We start from the raw sequence: 16,307 nt of genomic DNA on the forward strand, positions 1-16,307 counted from the left end.
GGCCTTCTGCCAGAGTCAGTAGCGGCGCAAGATGGTCGCTACACACACTGGCGGAGGGCCGAAAATGTCACAGAGCGCGTTATTAATCATCGATGTCCAGCAATCATTCCAGCACCGTCCATTCTGGCAGGAGGACGATCTGCCGGCGTTTCAACAGGCGCTGACCCGTCTGATCGCGGGCTGCCAACAACGCGGCGCAGCGCTGGTCGACGTGCTGCACGTTTCGCCGCAGGGGCCTTTCTCGCTGGCTTCAGGCCATGTGCAGCGCCTGCCGTTCCTCACCCACCAGGCGGATATCACCGTGCATAAGCATGTGCACAATGCGCTGACCGAATCCGGCCTCGACGCCTGGCTGCGCGAACGGAATATCAACCACCTGATCGTCTCCGGCATCCGCACCGAGCAGTGCTGCGAAACCACCACCCGGGTGGCGTCCGATCTCGGTTATCGGGTGACTTTCGTCACCGAGGCGACGCTGACCTTCCCGATGCGCCATCCCGACGGCGAAGTCTTTACCCCCGCGCAGTTGAAACGGCATACTGAAACCGTACTGGTCGATCGTTTTGCCCGCATCGCCAGCGTGGATGAGGCGCTGGCGCAACTCGCACAGGAGTAACCATGTCGCAGGCCGTCTATTTTCTGCTGTTGCCCAACGTGTTGTCGCTGGACGTCAGCGGCCCGGCGGAAACCCTGCGCCTCGCCGGGCAGTTCACCCTGCGTTATCTCAGCCCGGCGCCGCAGATCGTCTGCTCCATCGGCATGACGCTGAGCGGCCTGCAGCCGTTGCCCGAGCGCCTGGAAGACGGCGCCATCCTGGTGCTGCCGGGCGTCGGCGATTCGCAGCGCTATTTCGCCGGGGAAGAGGCCGAGCAGGCGCGCCGCTGGCTGGCGACGCTGCGGCCCGACCTGCAGCGGCAGCGCATCACCCTGGTGTGCATCTGTTCCGGCGCGCTGCTGGCGGCGCAGGCCGGGCTGCTCGACGGCTATCAGTGCACCACCCACCACGACGTCATCGAACGTATCCGCCGGCAGGCGCCGGCGGCGCAGGTGAAAGAGAACCGTATCTTCGTCGAAGATCGCGGCGTCTACACCAGCGCGGGCATCACCACCGGCATCGATTTGGCGCTGCACCTGGTCCACCGCCACTGCGGTTCCGGCCGGGCGCGCGACGTCGCCCGCGATATGGTGGTCTATTTCCGCCGCGCCGGGGACGATCCGCAGCTGTCGCCCTGGCTGCGCTACCGCAACCACCTGCACCCGGCGGTGCACCGCGCGCAGGACGTGATGGCCGCCGAGCCGGAGGCCGACTGGTCGGTGCCGCAGATAGCGGAGAAGGCGCACGTCAGCAGCCGCCACCTGGCGCGGCTGTTTCGCAGCCACGTCGGCATCAGCGTGCGGGAATATCATGAGCAGCTGCGGCTGGCGGTGGCACAACAGCGCCTGCAGCAAGGGTATGGCTTGGAGAAGGCCGCGCTGGCGGCCGGTTTTTCTTCCGGGCGACAGCTGCGCCGCGCCCAGCAGCGCCAGCACTCGCCGCTATGACACCAGCCGGCGGGTATCCAGCCGCTGCAGGCCGACAGACAGCAGCAGGCTGAGCCCCAGCGCCACGCCGAACACCCAGAAGATATCCAGCAGCGGGTGGCCGGTGAAGTCCAGGTGCCGGCTGCGCATCACGTTGACGATCAGGGCGTGAAAACCGTAGATCGCCAGCGAATGGCGGGAGAACGCGCTCAGCCAGCCGATCGGCTGCGGCAAACAGTGTTTCACCCATACCAGCAGCGCCACCGCCGCCATAAACACCAGCGGGCCACTGTAGATGTAGTAGGTATCGGCGAAGTTGCCGTTGATGAACAATTGGTGTTTGGTGCCGCGAGCGATCAGCGCCACGCACAGCGCAAATCCCAATGCCGCCAACCAGCCCACGGCGCGCCCGCGCGCCTCCATCATGCCAATCGCCCGTCCGGCCAGCGCATACAGCAGGTAGTAGAAGGTATCGCCGTAGATATACAGGTTAACCGGCAGCAGGTGCGCGTTGCCGAAGGTCAGCTTGTCGGTATTCGGGTTGGCGATCACCGCCAACACCACCAGCGCGGCGGCCAGGGCGTAGCGCGACACCGGTTTGACGCTGATCAGCGGCGACAGCAGGTAAATCACCGCGATGGCGTAGAAAAACCACAGATGATAGAACACCGGCTTTTGCAACATGCCGCGCAGCGATGGCCAGAAACCGATCTTGGTAAAGGCTGCGATATAGATCAGCGCGATAGCGCTGTAGAACAGAATGCAGCAGATGATGCGGGTGAAATGCCGGCGGCCGGCGCTCTTTTCGCCGAAGAACAGGTAGCCGGAAATCATAAAGAACAGCGGCACCGATACGCGCGACAGCGAGTTCAGCACGTTGGCGATATCCCAGTTGTGCAGCCCTATCGCCGCGCCGTTGGTGACGTAATAGGTGGTGGCGTGGATCATCACCACCATCATGCACGCCATCGCCCGCAGGTTGTCTATCCAGCCGATTTTCTCGCTCAAACGCTCGCCCGATCTTGTGTCATATTGATATGTTAAGAAGAGGTTATCGGGCACGGCGTTCGGCGACAACCCAAAAGCGAAATATCAGAATGCACTTAAACAACACCTTATGATTGCGAAGGTGAACAATTGGCGGCAAAATAGCCGCCATAACTCGCTCAGTTTGCGCTTCCCGCCCTGGCAGTTCCTTTTTCTCTTTTACTATCAGTACAATAATATGAAAACGACATTACCACCTGCGGCACGTTTGGGCCGACAGGCGCTTTTATTCCCTCTTTGTCTGGTGCTGTTCGAGTTCGCCACCTATATCGGCAACGATATGATTCAGCCGGGCATGCTGGCCGTCGTGGCGGATTTCAACGCCGGCGAAGAGTGGGTGCCTACCTCGATGACCGCCTATCTGGCCGGCGGCATCTTCCTGCAGTGGCTGCTCGGGCCGCTGTCGGATCGCCGCGGCCGTCGCCCGGTGATGCTGGCCGGGGTGGCGTTCTTTATCGTCTCCTGCCTGGCGATCCTGCTGGTCACCAACATCGAGCAGTTCATCGCCATGCGTTTCCTGCAGGGCATCGGCCTGTGCTTTATCGGCGCGGTCGGCTACGCCACCATCCAGGAGTCGTTTGAAGAATCGGTGTGCATCAAAATCACCGCCCTGATGGCCAACGTGGCGCTGATCGCCCCGCTGCTCGGGCCGCTGGCCGGCGCGGCGCTGATCCACGTCGCGCCGTGGCAGAGCATGTTCGTGCTGTTCGCCGCGCTGGCGGCCATTGCCTTCTACGGCCTGTGGAAAGCCATGCCGGAAACCGCCACGCTGCAGGGCGAGGCGTTTTCCGCCGCCAATCTGTGGCGCGACTACCGCCAGGTGCTGGGCAACCGCCGCTTCCTGTGCGGCGCGCTGGCGATCGGTTTCGCCAGCCTGCCACTGCTGGCCTGGATCGCCCAGTCGCCGGTGATCCTGATCAGCGGTGAGTCGCTGTCGACGCTGGATTACGGCCTGCTGCAAATCCCGGTGTTCGGCGCGCTGATCCTCGGCAACCTGACGCTGGCGCGCCTGACCGGCAAAAACAGCGTGGAGCGCCTGATCAAGCTGGGCGCAGGCCCGATGTTGCTGGGGCTGCTGATCGCCGCGCTGGCGACCCAGTTCTCCAGCCACGCCTACCTGTGGATGACCGCCGGCCTGAGTCTGTACGCCTTCGGCATCGGCCTCGCCAACGCCGGCCTGTACCGCCTGACGCTGTTCTCCAGCAACGTCAGCAAAGGCACCGTGTCCGCCACCATGGGCATGCTGAGCATGATGGTGTTCACCGTCGGCATCGAGCTGGCCAAGGTCGCCTACGTCTGGGGCGGCAGTGGGCTGTTCAATCTGTTCAACCTCATCAGCGGCCTGTGCTGGCTGACGCTGGTGGCGCTGTTTATCGGCAAACGCCGCGGCGGCAACCCCACGCCGCAGCCGAACGGCGCGGCTTAAGCGCGACGATAAAACGCCGGTCCGGTTTCCCGACCGGCGTTTTTTTTATGCGGCTTCAGCCGAGCAGCTCCCACAGCGCATACCCTGCTCCCACTACCGCCACCCCCAACAGCAGCAACGCCGACAGGACAGAGATCGCCCGCCGCACGCGCTGCAGCGCCGTTCCCGACAGCAGGGTGATATAGGCCAGCAAGATGGCGAAATCCGCCAGCACCCACAGCGCGGTCAACAGCGTCAGGCTGACGCCGATCGAGGGGGTGACGGCGATAAACTGCGGAAAAAAAGCGACGAAGAAGATGATGTCCTTGGGGTTGGCGATGCCCACCAGAAAACCGTTCGCGATCGCCGAGCGTTTTTGCGACGGCGCAACGGGCTGCGCATCGGGGGTTCGCGCGGATAAATCCTCATACAGCGAGACGATCGCCATACGGCCGATAAACAGACAGCCCAACAGGCCTACCCACTGCAGCATGCGCATATCCACCGCGAACAGCCCGGTGACGATCAGCGCGGCGATGCCGATCAGCAACAAAGAGGCCCCGTTGCTGCCCAGCGCGGTCAACAGCGCACGCCGGGCGCCAAAGCGCGCTGCGGTGTTGGCCACCATCACCACCACCGGCCCCGGCGTGGCGATCAGCAACAAAATGGCGGCGAAATACGCCGCCAGTAACGAGAGGTTCATCTTTATTTCACTCACATTCAGTCAGTTGACGTCGCGCCATTATCATGCCGCCGCCCCCGCCTTGAAAAAGGAGTAATCCTGTCGTTTACTGTGAATCAGACTCATTATTAGAGACGCCGCGATGGCCAGTTCCCTTCCGCCGCTTTACGCCCTGCGCGCCTTCGAAAGCGCCGCCCGCACCGGCTCGTTCACGCTGGCCGCCGAGGAGCTGCATCTCACCCCGAGCGCGGTCAGCAAGCACATCAAAACGCTGGAGCAGCACTTCGGCTGCCGGTTGTTCCAGCGCAACGGCCCGCGTATCGAGGTCACGCCGCAGGGGAAAATCTTCGCCGCCGAGCTGCAGCAAGGGTTTGGCCGCATCGAGCAAGCCTGCGAGCTGTTCAGAAGCCACCGCGATCTGCTGCGGCTGAAGGCACCCTCCACCCTGACCATGCGCTGGCTGCTGGACTGCCTGAGCCGGTTCCGGCAAACGGCGCAGGCGTTCGACGTGCAGGCAGCCAGCGTCTGGATGGACATCGACAGCGTGGATTTTTTCAGCGAACCCTACGACTGCGCCATCCTGCTCGGCAACGGCCATTTCGGCGCCAATACCGCTGCCGCCAAGCTGTTCGACGAATGGCTGATCCCAATTTGCGCCCCCGCGCTGCTCGCCAACGCGCAGCGCGATCTCGCCACCTGCCCGCTGATCCATCCTTCGCCCGATCGGCGCGACTGGCGGCGCTGGCTGCAAAAAAGCGGCATCGCGGCCCCGATCGATCTCACACGCGGCCAGGTATTTGATTCGCTGGAACAGGGCAATGCGGCGGCCATCGCCGGGCACGGCGTCTCGATCGGCGATCTGGCGCTGAGCCTGCGAACCATTAAGGAGGGGTTATTGGCGCTGCCTTGTGACGCCGCCGTGCGCACCGGCGACGGTTATTATCTGGTATGGCCGGCGGAGTCGGCCAAACGGCCGCTGATCGAACGCTTACAGGCGTTTCTCACCGCCCAAACGCCCGACGTCAGCCGGGCCGCCGTCAGGTTTATCGGGTAGGGGACTCGCTACCGAACAACCCGCCGTCGCGCAGCGGATGCTCGTTGCCCTTGCGGCGGGTAAAGCCGCTGCGATCGAAGAACTCCAGCACCTGGATCGCCAGCTTGCGCCCGACGCCGAGCCGATCGCGGAAATCGGCGGCGTTGGCGCCCCCGCGCTCCGCATCCAGCTCGCGGATCAGCGCCGCGAACTGATCGATGCGTCGGCTGAGGTAGTAGCGGTCCACCACCACCGCCGTCACATGGCCCAGCTGAGCCGCCTTGCGCAGCAGCGCGCGCACCCGGCTCTCCTCCTCGCCCAGCTCAGTCGCCAGATCGCGCACCCACCACGGCTCGTCGCCGAACAGCGGTTCGATGCGCGCCCACAGCGGCGCCTCGTCGGTGCTGAACGCCAGGCCGTGTTCCGGCAGGTGCAGCCAGCCGCGCGTATTGCGCAACGCGCCGGCCTTCAGCAGCCGATCGATCATCATAAACACCAGCGCTTCCGGCTGCTGAGGCAGCGCCATGCGCCGCAGACGGGCGCGTCCTAACCCCAGCTGGTCGGCGTGCTGTTGGTGGTACTCCGCCAGCACCTGTAGCAGGCGGCTCTCCGCCTGTTGCACCTGCTCCTGCGCCAGCGCCCGGTCACCGACGATCAGCAGATCGCGGTTCGCCAGCAGTGCCGCCAGGCCGTCGTCGGTCAACTGACGCGCCCAGGCGAACGCCGCCAGCGACAGTGCGCCGTGCGGCAGCTCAAGCGCCAGCGCCTGCGCGTCGTCTTGCGCCTGCGCCAGAGCCTGCAGCCATGCCAGGTAGTCCGGCTGACGCTTGCCGCGCTTGGGGGCGCTCAGCTTGAGCACTCGGGCCGCACCCAGCGTTTGCCTTGCGCCGATATCGCGCAGCACCAGCCGATCGTTCTCCGCCAGCCACAGCGGGCGATCGAGGATCAGTTCCGCCAGCCCGTCGTTCAGCAGCGAAATGCGCCCGGTGATGTGGCTGGCGGCATGGTGCAGATGCAGCGGCTGCCAATGGCGAATCGGCCGATCCGTCTCCAGCGCCACCAGAATGCGTTCCGCCGCCTCCGGTGGGCGCTGCGCCAGCAGCCAATCGCCGCGCACGATCCGATCTTTATCGACATCGCCGCTGATGTTCAACGCGATGCGTTGCCCGGCCTGCGCCTGTTCCACGGTCTGATTCTGAGCATGCAGGCCACGTACCCGCACCGGCGCGTCGGCGCCGGTCAGCCACAGCGTATCCCCAACCTGCACCCGGCCGCCGAGCGCAGTGCCGGTCACCACCAGCCCCGCCCCTTTGACGCTGAACGCACGGTCTACCGCCAGACGAAAACGGCGCGTCAGCGCATGCTCGCCGGGCGACAGCGCCAGCAAATGCGCGCGCAGCGCGTCGATGCCCTCGCCCTCCGCCGCAGCGGTAACGAACAGCGGCGCATCGGGCCAGCCCTGGCGCGCCAGCTCGTCGCGCACCTGACTGCGCACCTCGTCGACACGCGCCGCGTCCACCCGATCGGCCTTGGTCAGCGCCACCGTCAGCGCCGGGCGCCCGCTCAGGCGCAGGATCGCCAAATGCTCGCGGGTCTGCGCCATCACGCCGTCGTCGCAGGCCACCACCAGCAACGCATGGTCGATGCCGCCGACGCCCGCCAGCATATTGGCGAGGAATTTCTCGTGGCCGGGCACGTCGATAAAGCCCAGCACCCGGCCGTCCGGCTGCGGCCAGTAGGCGTAGCCCAGATCGATGGTCATGCCGCGTCGCTTCTCTTCCGGCAGGCGATCCGCATTGATCCCGGAGATCGCCTGCAGCAGGGTGGTTTTGCCATGATCGACATGGCCGGCGGTGGCGATGATCATGATGCGCTCAGCGCGTCGATCAGCGCCCCTTCCTGTTCCAGACAGCGCAGATCCAGCCACAGCCGGCCGTCGCCGAGGCGGCCGATCACCGGCTGCGGCAGGCGGCGCCAGCGCTCAGCCAACGCTTCCAACGTGGCGCCGCGGCCGTCGCGCGGCGTGAAGGTCAGCGCATAGCTGGGCAGGCGATCCACCGGCAGCGAACCACTGCCAATCTGCGACCAGCACGGTTCGGCGCGCAGGTCGAAATCGGCGGTGAACCGTGGTCTCAGCGCCGCCAGCAGCCGCTCGGCCGCCTGTTGCATCTCCTGCTGCGGGCGGGTCAGCAGCCGCAGCGTCGGCAGCTGCTCAGCCAGTTTTTCCGGCTGCAGATAGAGCTGCAGCGTGGCCTCCAGGGCCGCCAGCGTCAGCTTGCCGACGCGCAGCGCGCGCTTGAGCGGATGCTGCTGCAGGCGAGCGATCAGCGCCTTTTTGCCGACGATGATGCCGGCCTGCGGGCCGCCCAGCAGCTTATCGCCGGAGAACGTCACCAGATCGACGCCGGCGGCCAGCAGCCGCTGCGGCATCGGTTCGGCGGGCAGGCCGTACTGCGCCATATCGATCAGCGAGCCGCTGCCCAGATCGGTGGCGGTCGGCACGCCCTGTTCGGCCCCGAGCTGCGCCAGTTCAGCCTCGTCGACCGCCGCGGTAAAGCCCTGAATGCTGTAGTTGCTGGTGTGCACTTTCATCAACAGGCCGGTCTGCTCGCTGATGGCCTGGCGGTAATCTTTCAGATGGGTGCGGTTGGTGGTGCCGACCTCCACCAGTTGGCAGCCCGCCTGGCGCATCACGTCGGGTATGCGGAACGCGCCGCCGATCTCCACCAGTTCGCCGCGCGACACCACCACCTCTTTGCCGGGGGCGATCGCCGCCAGCATCAGCAATACCGCCGCCGCGTTGTTATTGACGATGCAGGCGTCCTCCGCGCCGGTCAGCCGGCACAGCAGACTCGCCACCGCCCGATCGCGATGACCGCGCCCGGCACCGTCCAGATCGTACTCCAGCGTCACCGCCTCCCCCATCACCGCGCTGACCGCGTCCTTCACCGGCTGCGCCAGCAGGGCGCGCCCGAGGTTGGTGTGCAGCACGGTGCCGCTGAGGTTGAACACCGGCAGCAAAGCCGGGCGTTGCTGCCGGGCCAGCTCCACCCGCAGCGCCTGCGGCCAGTCGCCACACCAGTCCGGTAAACGTTGCTGTTGCTTGATAGCGTCGCGCGCCTGGGCCTGCAGCCGGCGCAGCAATTCGCCGATCAGCGTCGGGCCATGCTGCGCCACCAGCGGTTCAATCGCGGGTTCACGCAGCAGACGGTCGATGGCGGGCAGTTGGCTGTAAAGAAGGTGGGATTCTGTGCTCATGGTCGCTCGGTTTTCAGTTTAGACGTATCGGCATAGCAAAACCCCGCAGCGGCGGGGAGAAAAGGAAGTTTAGGGCGGCGCAGTGCGGGCGAAGCTTTCGCGGGCGAACAGGCGTTCGGCCAGCTTGACCAGCGCCGGGCGCTCGACGCACCAGTTGGGCAGGATGCGGCGAAAATTGAGGTAGCCCAGCGCGCAGCCGGTAGCGATATCCGCCAGCGTCAGCCGCTCGCCATTGATCCACGTTTTTTCCCGCGCCAGCGCCTCCAGCGCATCCAACCCCTGCGTCAGCTTGTCACGCTGGCGCAGCATCCAGTTTTCGTCCTGTTTTTCCGGCGCGCGCCGGCTTTCGCGGAACAGGGTCGCCGCCGCTTCGGTCACACCGTCCGCCAGCGCCGCCACCTGGCGGACGCGCAGCGCGGCGGCGCGATCGGCCGGCAAAAACGCCGGCTCTACCGCCAGCAGCTCAAGGTATTCGGCTACGATCGGTGAGTCGTAAAACACCTCGCCGTCATCGGCGATCAGCACCGGCACCTTGGCGAGCGGGTTCAGCTCCTTCACCCGGCTGCCGGGCTCGTACGGCGGATCGTTGACGAATTCGAACGCGATCCCCTTCTCCAGCAGCATCACGGAAATTTTGCGCACAAAGGGACTGGTGTAACTGCCGATAAGCTTCATCCGTTCTCCTCCGCTTCGTCCTGGCCGCGGCGCGACGCCCTTACTTCACCGCCAGGGTATCGATAATCCGCTGCACCAGCGCCTGGTGCACTTCCGGCGTTTTGGCCGGCGACAGCATTTGCAGCGTCACCACCCGCTTGTTGAACACCGTCAGCACCAGCGTGGACACCACTTTTTGCCCGTTGACGGTCTGCTCGGTATCCACCCGGCGAAACTTCTGTTTGCCGACGGTGAAGTTCTCTTCTTTGGTGGTCTGGATATTCTGATAGCGTTCGGCCAGCACCGTGATGGCGCTCTGCGCCAGCTCTTTCAGCATTTTGTCGCTGGTGTTGAGCTTCATGTCGTCCGGCGGGATCACCTCGGACGAAACCGCGCTCTGGCGCGACTTGCCGTCGAGGAAGCGCTGAATGGTGGAGGTGCTGTCGTTGATGATGCCGCTGTTCAGCGTCTGATCGCTAAAGCCCGGCGGCAGCTCGAAAGTGATTTTGCCCTTCTGCAGCGACACGTTCAGCCCCGGCGGCGCGGGTGGGGTTTCTACCGGCGCAGGCGGCGGCGGTGGCGCGGGCTGCGTCACGGTCGGCTTGGTGTCCGGTGGCGGCACCGCCGGTTTGGTGTCGTCTTTGTTGTCGCAGGCCGCCAGCCCCATCGCCAGCACGGCGACCGCGGTCAGTTTTGCCAGGGTGTTTAACATCATGGTTCCTTTCGCTTGGCGCGTCATGGCCTAAACGTAGCAACTCGACCGGGCGAATGCCAGAAGCCCGTTCTGAAATTGCTGGTCCGGCCCCGCGCGAACGGGGCCGGGCGATTACTCCGCCGGGAACAGGAACGGATTGATGCTGCTGCGGCCGAAGCCTTCCTCTTCCATGCGGGCGTCAAGCACCAGCGAAGCCAGATCGTCGGCCACCGCTTCGACCTGCGGGTCTTTTTCCTGATAGAGGATCTTCAGGTAAGTGCCGCAGTCGCCGCAGCTCTCCGCCTTCACCGCCGCCTGCTCGCTGTCCAGCGACCAGTAGTTGAGATCGCGGGTCTGCTCGCAGTTGCTGCACTTCACCCGCACCACGTGCCATTCGCTTTCGCACAGGTTGCAGTGCAGGTAGCGCAGGCCGTTGACGGTGCCGATGTGCACCATGCTGGAGACCGGGATGCTGCCGCACACCGGGCAGAACTGGCGCTGCTCGCCGTATTCGGCGCGCGCCTTGCCGGGGATCAGGCTGGCCATCTGCGCCCAATAGAGCGACAGCGCGGCCCAGAGGAACGGCGCCTTCTCGCTGCCCACCTTGCCAAACTCGCGGTTGAGCAAGGCGTCGGCCATCAGCTCCAGCTCGTGCGCCGAGGCTTTCTCCAGGTTGTCCAGCACCGCCAGGATATGCTCCGGCGCCTGCGGGCGCAGCTCGGCGATCAGCGACGTCAGCAGCTTGCGCCAGTGCTCGCTGCGCGGGAACACGCTCAGATCGAGCGGCGGTTTGCCGCTGGCGGCGCCCTGCGCCAACGCTTCGCTCAGATCGAGCGCCAGCGGGTTATCGTGCAGCGCATGCTGCTGCGCCTGTGCCAGCTCAGCGGCGAAGTTCAGGTAGTCGCCCAGCGGATTGTCGACCGCCAGCTGACGCAGACGATCGGCGCGGCGGCTGTACAGGCTTTTCAGGTTGGCGAAAAGTAACGGCGGGATGTTCTCCGCCGTTGTGGACTTCTCACGCTGTGCCCCTAACTGCTCTTTAGGAACGATGCGGATACTCATCAGGGTTTATCTTCCTGTCGTTTCTCGCGGACCTCACGGTACCAGCGCGGATGATGTTTCTTGGCCCAGGCCGCCGGCACCCAGCCTTCCACCATCGCGGTAATGGTGCCTTTTACCCACAATGCGGCGTAAATGTGCACCATAATCACGATAATCAGGCCGACCGCGGCCAGCGAATGCACCAGCAGCGCGATGCGGATCAGCGGGATGGAGAACGACGGCGCAAAATACGGCCGCCAGATCACCACGCCGCTGGCCAGCAGCAGCACCAGGCTGATAATCGCCGCCCAGAACACGCACTTCTGGCCGAAATTATAGCGCCCGGTGTCACCCACTTCCTCGTTCATGGCGATTTTGTGGATGTTCTTGGCCCAGACGATATCTTCCCGGTTGATCAGGTTATGCTTCCAATAGCGCAGGAACATCAGCAGGAACGCGGCAAACATGATCACCCCGACAAACGGGTGCAGAATGCGCGCCAGCTGCGGCGTCCCGAAGATGTTCATCAGCCAGTTGAAGGAGGGGAAGAAGAACCCCAGCCCGCTGATGGCGGCGAACACGAAGCAAAACGCCACGATCCAGTGGTTGATGCGCTCCGGTGCGCTGTAACGCTGAATGGGCTTTTCCTTTCTCATTTGCGCGTCTCCTCGTCATGCGACTCGTCGTGCTCGTCCTCATCGTCGACGCGGTTAGGCCCGACGCCGACATAGTGGAACACGCTGGCCGCGAAGGTGGCGGCAAAACCGATGGCCGCCAGGGGTTTCCACACGCCCTTCCAGAAGGTCACCGCCGGGCTGATGCTCGGGTTGTCCGGCAAACCGTGGTACAGCTGCGGTTTGTCGGCGTGGTGCAACACGTACATCACGTGCGTGCCGCCCACCCCTGCCGGATCGTACAGACCGGCGTTCTGGTAGCCGCGGGTGTTCAGCTCGCTGACGCGATCCGCCGCCACCTGCTTCATCGCGTCCTTGGTGCCGAAGTGAATGGCGCCGGTCGGGCAGGTTTTCACGCAGGCCGGTTCCTGGCCGACGTCCACGCGGTCGACGCACAGGGTGCACTTGTACACCCGGTTGTCGTCCTTGTTCATGCGCGGTACGTCGAACGGGCAGCCGGCGATGCAGTAGCCGCAGCCGATGCAGTGCTCGGACTGGAAGTCGACGATGCCGTTGGCGTACTGAATGATCGCGCCTTCCGACGGGCAGGCCTTCAGGCAGCCCGGATCGGCGCAGTGCATGCAGCCATCCTTGCGGATCAGCCATTCCAGCTTGCCGTTTTCCTCCACCTCGGAGAAGCGCATCACCGTCCACGACTTGGCGGTCAGATCGGCGGGGTTATCGTACACCCCGACGTTGTGCCCCACCTCGTCGCGGATGTCGTTCCATTCGGAACAGGCCACCTGACAGGCCTTGCAGCCGATACAGGTGGTGACATCGATCAGTTTGGCCACTTCTTCCTGGTGGTCACGGGCGCGCGGCGCCGGCGTGAAACCATTGGTGGCGGATTTACGAATGATGTCTTGAGATTGCATGGCCATGATTCGTCTCCGTTACACCTTTTCCACGTTGACCAGGAACGCCTTGAACTCCGGCGTTTGCGTATTGGCGTCGCCGACGAACGGCGTCAGCGTGTTGGCGATAAAGCCTTTCTTCGCCACCCCTTCGTAACCCCAGTGGATCGGGATGCCGATGGTGTCGACTTCCTGGCCGTGCACCTGCAGCGTGCGAATACGCTTGGTCACCACCGCCTTGGCCTTGATGTAGCCGCGGTTGGAGCTGACCTTCACGGTATCGCCCTGCTTGATGCCCTTCTTCTCCGCCAGCTTTTCGCCGATCTCCACGAACTGCTCCGGCTGCGCGATGGCGTTCAGCCGCGCGTGCTTGGTCCAGTAGTGGAAGTGCTCGGTCAGACGATAGGTGGTGCCGACGTACGGGAACTTGTCGGATTTGCCCATCGCCGCCAGATCGTCCTTGAACACGCGCGCCGCCGGGTTGGACACCACGTTCGGGTGCAGCGGGTTGGTGCCGAGCGGCGTTTCGAACGGCTCGTAGTGTTCAGGGAACGGCCCTTCCGCCATCTTGTCGGTGGCAAACAGGCGGCCCATGCCTTCCGGCTGCATGATGAACGGCCCGACGTCGCTGCCCGGCGCGGCGGTGCTGTAGTCCGGGATATCGGCCCCGACCCACTTGGCGCCGTCCCACTCCAGCAGTTGGCGTTTCGGATCCCACGGTTTCCCCTGCGGGTCCGCCGAGGCGCGGTTGTACAGAATGCGGCGGTTGAGCGGCCATGCCCAGGCCCAGCCCAGCGTATTGCCGAGGCCGGACGGATCGGCGTTGTCGCGCCGCGCCATCTGGTTGCCGGCCGGCGTCCAGCTGCCGGCGAAGATCCAGCAACCGCTGGCGGTGGTGCCGTCGTCGCGCAGCTGCGCAAACGAGCTGAGCAGCTCGCCTTTTTTCACCAGCACTTTGCCGTCGGCATCCAGCAGATCCGCCAGCGCCTTGCCGTTGTTCTCCTGCGCCACCTCTTCCGGCGCCGGGTTGTCCGGCGTCAGGTAGTCCCAGGTCATGTTCAGCACCTGTTCAGGCACCGCACCGCCGTCGCGCGCATACATCTCGCGCAGGCGGCTGAAGATGCCCGCCAGGATCTCGCCGTCGTTCAGCGCTTCGCCCGGGGCGTCCGCGCCTTTCCAGTGCCACTGCAGCCAGCGGCCGGAGTTGACGATCGAACCGTTCTCTTCGGCGAAGCAGGTGGACGGCAGGCGGAACACTTCGGTCTGGATCTGCGAAGGATCCACCTCGTTGAACTCGCCGTGGTTCTGCCAGAAGTTGGAGGTCTCGGTGTTCAACGGATCGATGGTCACCAGGAACTTCAGCTTGGACAGCGAAGCCACTACCTTGTTTTTGTTCGGGAACGACGCCACCGGGTTAAAGCCCTGGCAGAAGTAGCCGTTGACCTTGCCCTGCGCCATCATCTCGAAGTACTGCAGCACGTCGTAGCCTTTGTCCCACTTCGGCAACCAGTCAAAGCCCCAGCTGTTGTCCTTCTGCGCCTTGTCGCCGTAGAAGGTCTTCATCATGCTGACGAAGAATTTTGGGTAGTTGCCCCAGTAGTTCACCTGGCCCGGCAGCAGCGCCTTCGGCGTGTTGGCCTTCAGGTAGGTGTCGAGATCGGTCTGTTTCTCCGACGGCAGCGTCATGTAGCCCGGCAGGCTCTGCGACAGCAGGCCGAGATCGGTCAGACCCTGGATGTTGGAGTGGCCGCGCAGCGCGTTGACGCCGCCGCCCGCCATGCCCATGTTGCCGAGCAGCAGCTGGATCATCGCCATGGTACGGATGTTCTGCGCGCCGACCGAGTGCTGAGTCCAGCCCAGGGCGTACAGGAACGAAGCGGTTTTATCCGCGACGCAGGTTTCGGCGATGTATTCGCACACCTTGAGGAAATCGTCCTTCGGCGTGCCGCAGATGTTGGTCACCACGTCAGGCGTGTAGCGGCTCACGTGCTGCTTCAGCATGTTCCACACGCAGCGCGGATCCTGCAGCGTGACGTCGCGCTTGGCGAAGCCGTTCTCGTCGAACTGGTAGTTCCAGGTGGTTTTGTCGTACTTGCGGTTTTCCGCGTCGTAGCCGCTGAACAAGCCGTCTTCGAAGGCAAAGTCTTCCCGCACCAGCAGGCTGGCGTTGGTGTAGGCCTCGACGTACTCGCGGTTAAACTTGTTGTTGGTCATCAGATACAGCAACACGCCCGACAGGAAAGCGATGTCGGTCCCGGAGCGGATCGGCGTGTAGAAGTCCGCCACCGATGCGGTTCGGGTAAAGCGCGGATCGATCACGATCAGCTTGGCATTGTTGTGTATTTTGGCTTCCATCGCCCAGCGGAACCCCACCGGATGCGCTTCCGCCGCATTACCGCCCATGACGATAATCAAATTCGCGTTCTTGATATCAACCCAGTGGTTGGTCATCGCACCGCGACCAAATGTTGGAGCAAGACTTGCTACCGTTGGTCCGTGTCAGACACGCGCCTGGTTGTCTACGGCAAGCATGCCGAGAGCGCGACTAAATTTTTGCGACAGAAAACCGGTTTCGTTGCTGGCGGCCGAGGCGCACAGCATGCCGGTGGTCAGCCAACGGTTGACGGTAACGCCCTGGTCGTTGGTTTTGATGAAGTTGGCATCGCGGTCTTCTTTCACCAGCTTGGCGATGCGGGTAAAGGCGTCGTCCCAGCTGATGCGTTGCCATTTGTCCGACCCCGGTGCCCGGTATTCCGGGTACTTGAGGCGGCTTTCGCTGTGGATGAAGTCAACCAGGCCGGCGCCTTTCGGGCAAAGCGCGCCGCGGTTTACCGGGTGATCCGGATCCCCTTCGATATGGAAAATGCTTTCTTTGGCGTTCTTGGCGCCATCACCAAGGCTGTACATCAACAGCCCACAGCCGACGGAACAATACGTACAGGTATTACGGGTCTCACGGGCGCGCAGCAGTTTGTACTGCCGGGTTTCCGCCAACGCCACTTCGGGGGCAAAGCCCAGCGCGGCCACCGTCGTTCCTGCCATACCGCCAGCGCAGATCTTAAAGAACTGCCTTCTGCTGACCTGCATGGGGGTCTCCTTTACTCTCGATTGTCACATTGTTCAAATGCGCCTGCCCCGCTAGCGCGGCAAACGCGAATGTCACTGTTGTTATGCTTGCTACGAACGCCGGCCATATTACCACAGCGTGCTTGTGGTTGTTACACACTCGTGCTCATTCAGTGAACGCATTGGCACATTTCGATACATTTCGACCTTGGCGCTCCCTACAGTATAGAGAGTAACCAACGTGCCGGGGCGATGGCTTGACGCGGCCACCCGCCGCCCTCTTCTATCAGTATGTTAGCGCATCGATTTGTACATTAACCACACACTTCACAGGGCATTGATAATCATTTTCAATATCATTTAATTAACTATAATGAT

General features: G+C 63.7%; 14 protein-coding genes. 4 read left to right on the forward strand and 10 right to left on the reverse strand.

From position 1 onward, the window contains the following. The first annotated feature begins 64 nt into the window (after positions 1-64). Together FUU19_RS00775 and FUU19_RS00780 are read left to right on the forward strand one after the other, a co-directional pair. On the forward strand, positions 65-616 hold the full coding sequence (locus tag FUU19_RS00775) for a cysteine hydrolase family protein (RefSeq protein ID WP_169541158.1): 552 nt from the start codon (positions 65-67) through the stop codon (positions 614-616). A gap of 2 nt (positions 617-618) precedes the next feature. Beyond that, a complete protein-coding gene (locus tag FUU19_RS00780; RefSeq protein WP_141996943.1) occupies positions 619-1,542 on the forward strand; it encodes a GlxA family transcriptional regulator in 924 nt (307 codons plus the stop codon). Here FUU19_RS00780 and FUU19_RS00785 read toward each other — a convergent pair. After that, positions 1,537-2,529, reverse strand: a complete 993-nt coding sequence (locus tag FUU19_RS00785; RefSeq protein WP_141996941.1) for an acyltransferase — start codon at positions 2,527-2,529, stop codon at positions 1,537-1,539. The genes FUU19_RS00780 and FUU19_RS00785 overlap by 6 nt on opposite strands. 217 nt (positions 2,530-2,746) lie before the next feature. Here FUU19_RS00785 and FUU19_RS00790 point away from each other — a divergent pair, with 217 nt between their 5' ends. Continuing rightward, positions 2,747-3,994 (forward strand): MFS transporter, encoded by a 1,248-nt coding sequence (locus tag FUU19_RS00790; RefSeq protein ID WP_141971782.1) that lies wholly within the window; start codon positions 2,747-2,749, stop codon positions 3,992-3,994. Positions 3,995-4,049: 55 nt separating this feature from the next. On the opposite strand, the gene FUU19_RS00795 is transcribed toward FUU19_RS00790, so the two are convergent. Further along, positions 4,050-4,676 carry a LysE family translocator gene (locus FUU19_RS00795; RefSeq protein ID WP_141971784.1) on the reverse strand — a complete coding sequence of 209 codons (627 nt, stop codon included), beginning with the start codon at positions 4,674-4,676 and terminating at the stop codon, positions 4,050-4,052. A gap of 121 nt (positions 4,677-4,797) precedes the next feature. Here FUU19_RS00795 and FUU19_RS00800 point away from each other — a divergent pair, with 121 nt between their 5' ends. Beyond that, on the forward strand, positions 4,798-5,709 hold the full coding sequence (locus FUU19_RS00800; RefSeq protein WP_230489511.1) for a LysR family transcriptional regulator: 912 nt from the start codon (positions 4,798-4,800) through the stop codon (positions 5,707-5,709). On the opposite strand, the gene selB is transcribed toward FUU19_RS00800, so the two are convergent. The 8 genes from selB to fdnG form a co-directional block, all read right to left on the reverse strand. Further along, a complete protein-coding gene (selB, locus tag FUU19_RS00805) occupies positions 5,699-7,555 on the reverse strand; it encodes a selenocysteine-specific translation elongation factor (protein ID WP_230489512.1) in 1,857 nt (618 codons plus the stop codon). The genes FUU19_RS00800 and selB overlap by 11 nt on opposite strands. After that, positions 7,552-8,946 (reverse strand): L-seryl-tRNA(Sec) selenium transferase, encoded by a 1,395-nt coding sequence (gene selA / locus FUU19_RS00810; RefSeq protein WP_230489513.1) that lies wholly within the window; start codon positions 8,944-8,946, stop codon positions 7,552-7,554. The genes selB and selA overlap by 4 nt, the downstream gene beginning before the upstream one ends. 69 nt (positions 8,947-9,015) lie before the next feature. After that, the gene (locus FUU19_RS00815; RefSeq protein ID WP_141971792.1) at positions 9,016-9,621 is read right to left on the reverse strand and encodes a glutathione S-transferase; all 606 of its coding nucleotides are present in this window, start codon (positions 9,619-9,621) and stop codon (positions 9,016-9,018) included. A 40-nt stretch (positions 9,622-9,661) separates the two neighbouring features. Beyond that, the gene (locus FUU19_RS00820) at positions 9,662-10,312 is read right to left on the reverse strand and encodes a DcrB/PsbP domain-containing protein (RefSeq protein WP_194572000.1); all 651 of its coding nucleotides are present in this window, start codon (positions 10,310-10,312) and stop codon (positions 9,662-9,664) included. 114 nt (positions 10,313-10,426) lie between these two features. Continuing rightward, a complete protein-coding gene (gene fdhE, locus FUU19_RS00825; RefSeq protein WP_025304790.1) occupies positions 10,427-11,356 on the reverse strand; it encodes a formate dehydrogenase accessory protein FdhE in 930 nt (309 codons plus the stop codon). Further along, positions 11,356-11,991, reverse strand: coding sequence for a formate dehydrogenase cytochrome b556 subunit (gene fdoI, locus FUU19_RS00830; protein ID WP_004934017.1), 636 nt, complete (start codon positions 11,989-11,991; stop codon positions 11,356-11,358). The genes fdhE and fdoI overlap by 1 nt, the downstream gene beginning before the upstream one ends. Continuing rightward, complete coding sequence (gene fdxH, locus FUU19_RS00835; RefSeq protein ID WP_230489514.1) at positions 11,988-12,890, reverse strand: formate dehydrogenase subunit beta; 903 nt, start codon at positions 12,888-12,890, stop codon at positions 11,988-11,990. Before fdxH ends, fdoI begins: the two co-directional genes overlap by 4 nt. 12 nt (positions 12,891-12,902) lie before the next feature. Continuing rightward, positions 12,903-15,950, reverse strand: coding sequence for a formate dehydrogenase-N subunit alpha (gene fdnG / locus FUU19_RS00840; protein ID WP_141971798.1), 3,048 nt, complete (start codon positions 15,948-15,950; stop codon positions 12,903-12,905). Positions 15,951-16,307: the final 357 nt, after the last annotated feature.

Source organism: Serratia montpellierensis (genome assembly GCF_020858655.1).
GTDB lineage: Bacteria > Pseudomonadota > Gammaproteobacteria > Enterobacterales > Enterobacteriaceae > Serratia > Serratia montpellierensis.

Coding starts and splice junctions, on each gene's coding strand:
- FUU19_RS00775 (WP_169541158.1), top strand. CDS start 65: ATGTCACAGAGCGCGTTATTAATCATCGATGTCCAGCAATCATTCCAG.
- FUU19_RS00780 (WP_141996943.1), top strand. CDS start 619: ATGTCGCAGGCCGTCTATTTTCTGCTGTTGCCCAACGTGTTGTCGCTG.
- FUU19_RS00790 (WP_141971782.1), top strand. CDS start 2,747: ATGAAAACGACATTACCACCTGCGGCACGTTTGGGCCGACAGGCGCTT.
- FUU19_RS00795 (WP_141971784.1), bottom strand. CDS start 4,676: ATGAACCTCTCGTTACTGGCGGCGTATTTCGCCGCCATTTTGTTGCTG.
- FUU19_RS00800 (WP_230489511.1), top strand. CDS start 4,798: ATGGCCAGTTCCCTTCCGCCGCTTTACGCCCTGCGCGCCTTCGAAAGC.
- selB (WP_230489512.1), bottom strand. CDS start 7,555: ATGATCATCGCCACCGCCGGCCATGTCGATCATGGCAAAACCACCCTG.
- selA (WP_230489513.1), bottom strand. CDS start 8,946: ATGAGCACAGAATCCCACCTTCTTTACAGCCAACTGCCCGCCATCGAC.
- FUU19_RS00815 (WP_141971792.1), bottom strand. CDS start 9,621: ATGAAGCTTATCGGCAGTTACACCAGTCCCTTTGTGCGCAAAATTTCC.
- FUU19_RS00820 (WP_194572000.1), bottom strand. CDS start 10,312: ATGTTAAACACCCTGGCAAAACTGACCGCGGTCGCCGTGCTGGCGATG.
- fdhE (WP_025304790.1), bottom strand. CDS start 11,356: ATGAGTATCCGCATCGTTCCTAAAGAGCAGTTAGGGGCACAGCGTGAG.
- fdoI (WP_004934017.1), bottom strand. CDS start 11,991: ATGAGAAAGGAAAAGCCCATTCAGCGTTACAGCGCACCGGAGCGCATC.
- fdxH (WP_230489514.1), bottom strand. CDS start 12,890: ATGGCCATGCAATCTCAAGACATCATTCGTAAATCCGCCACCAATGGT.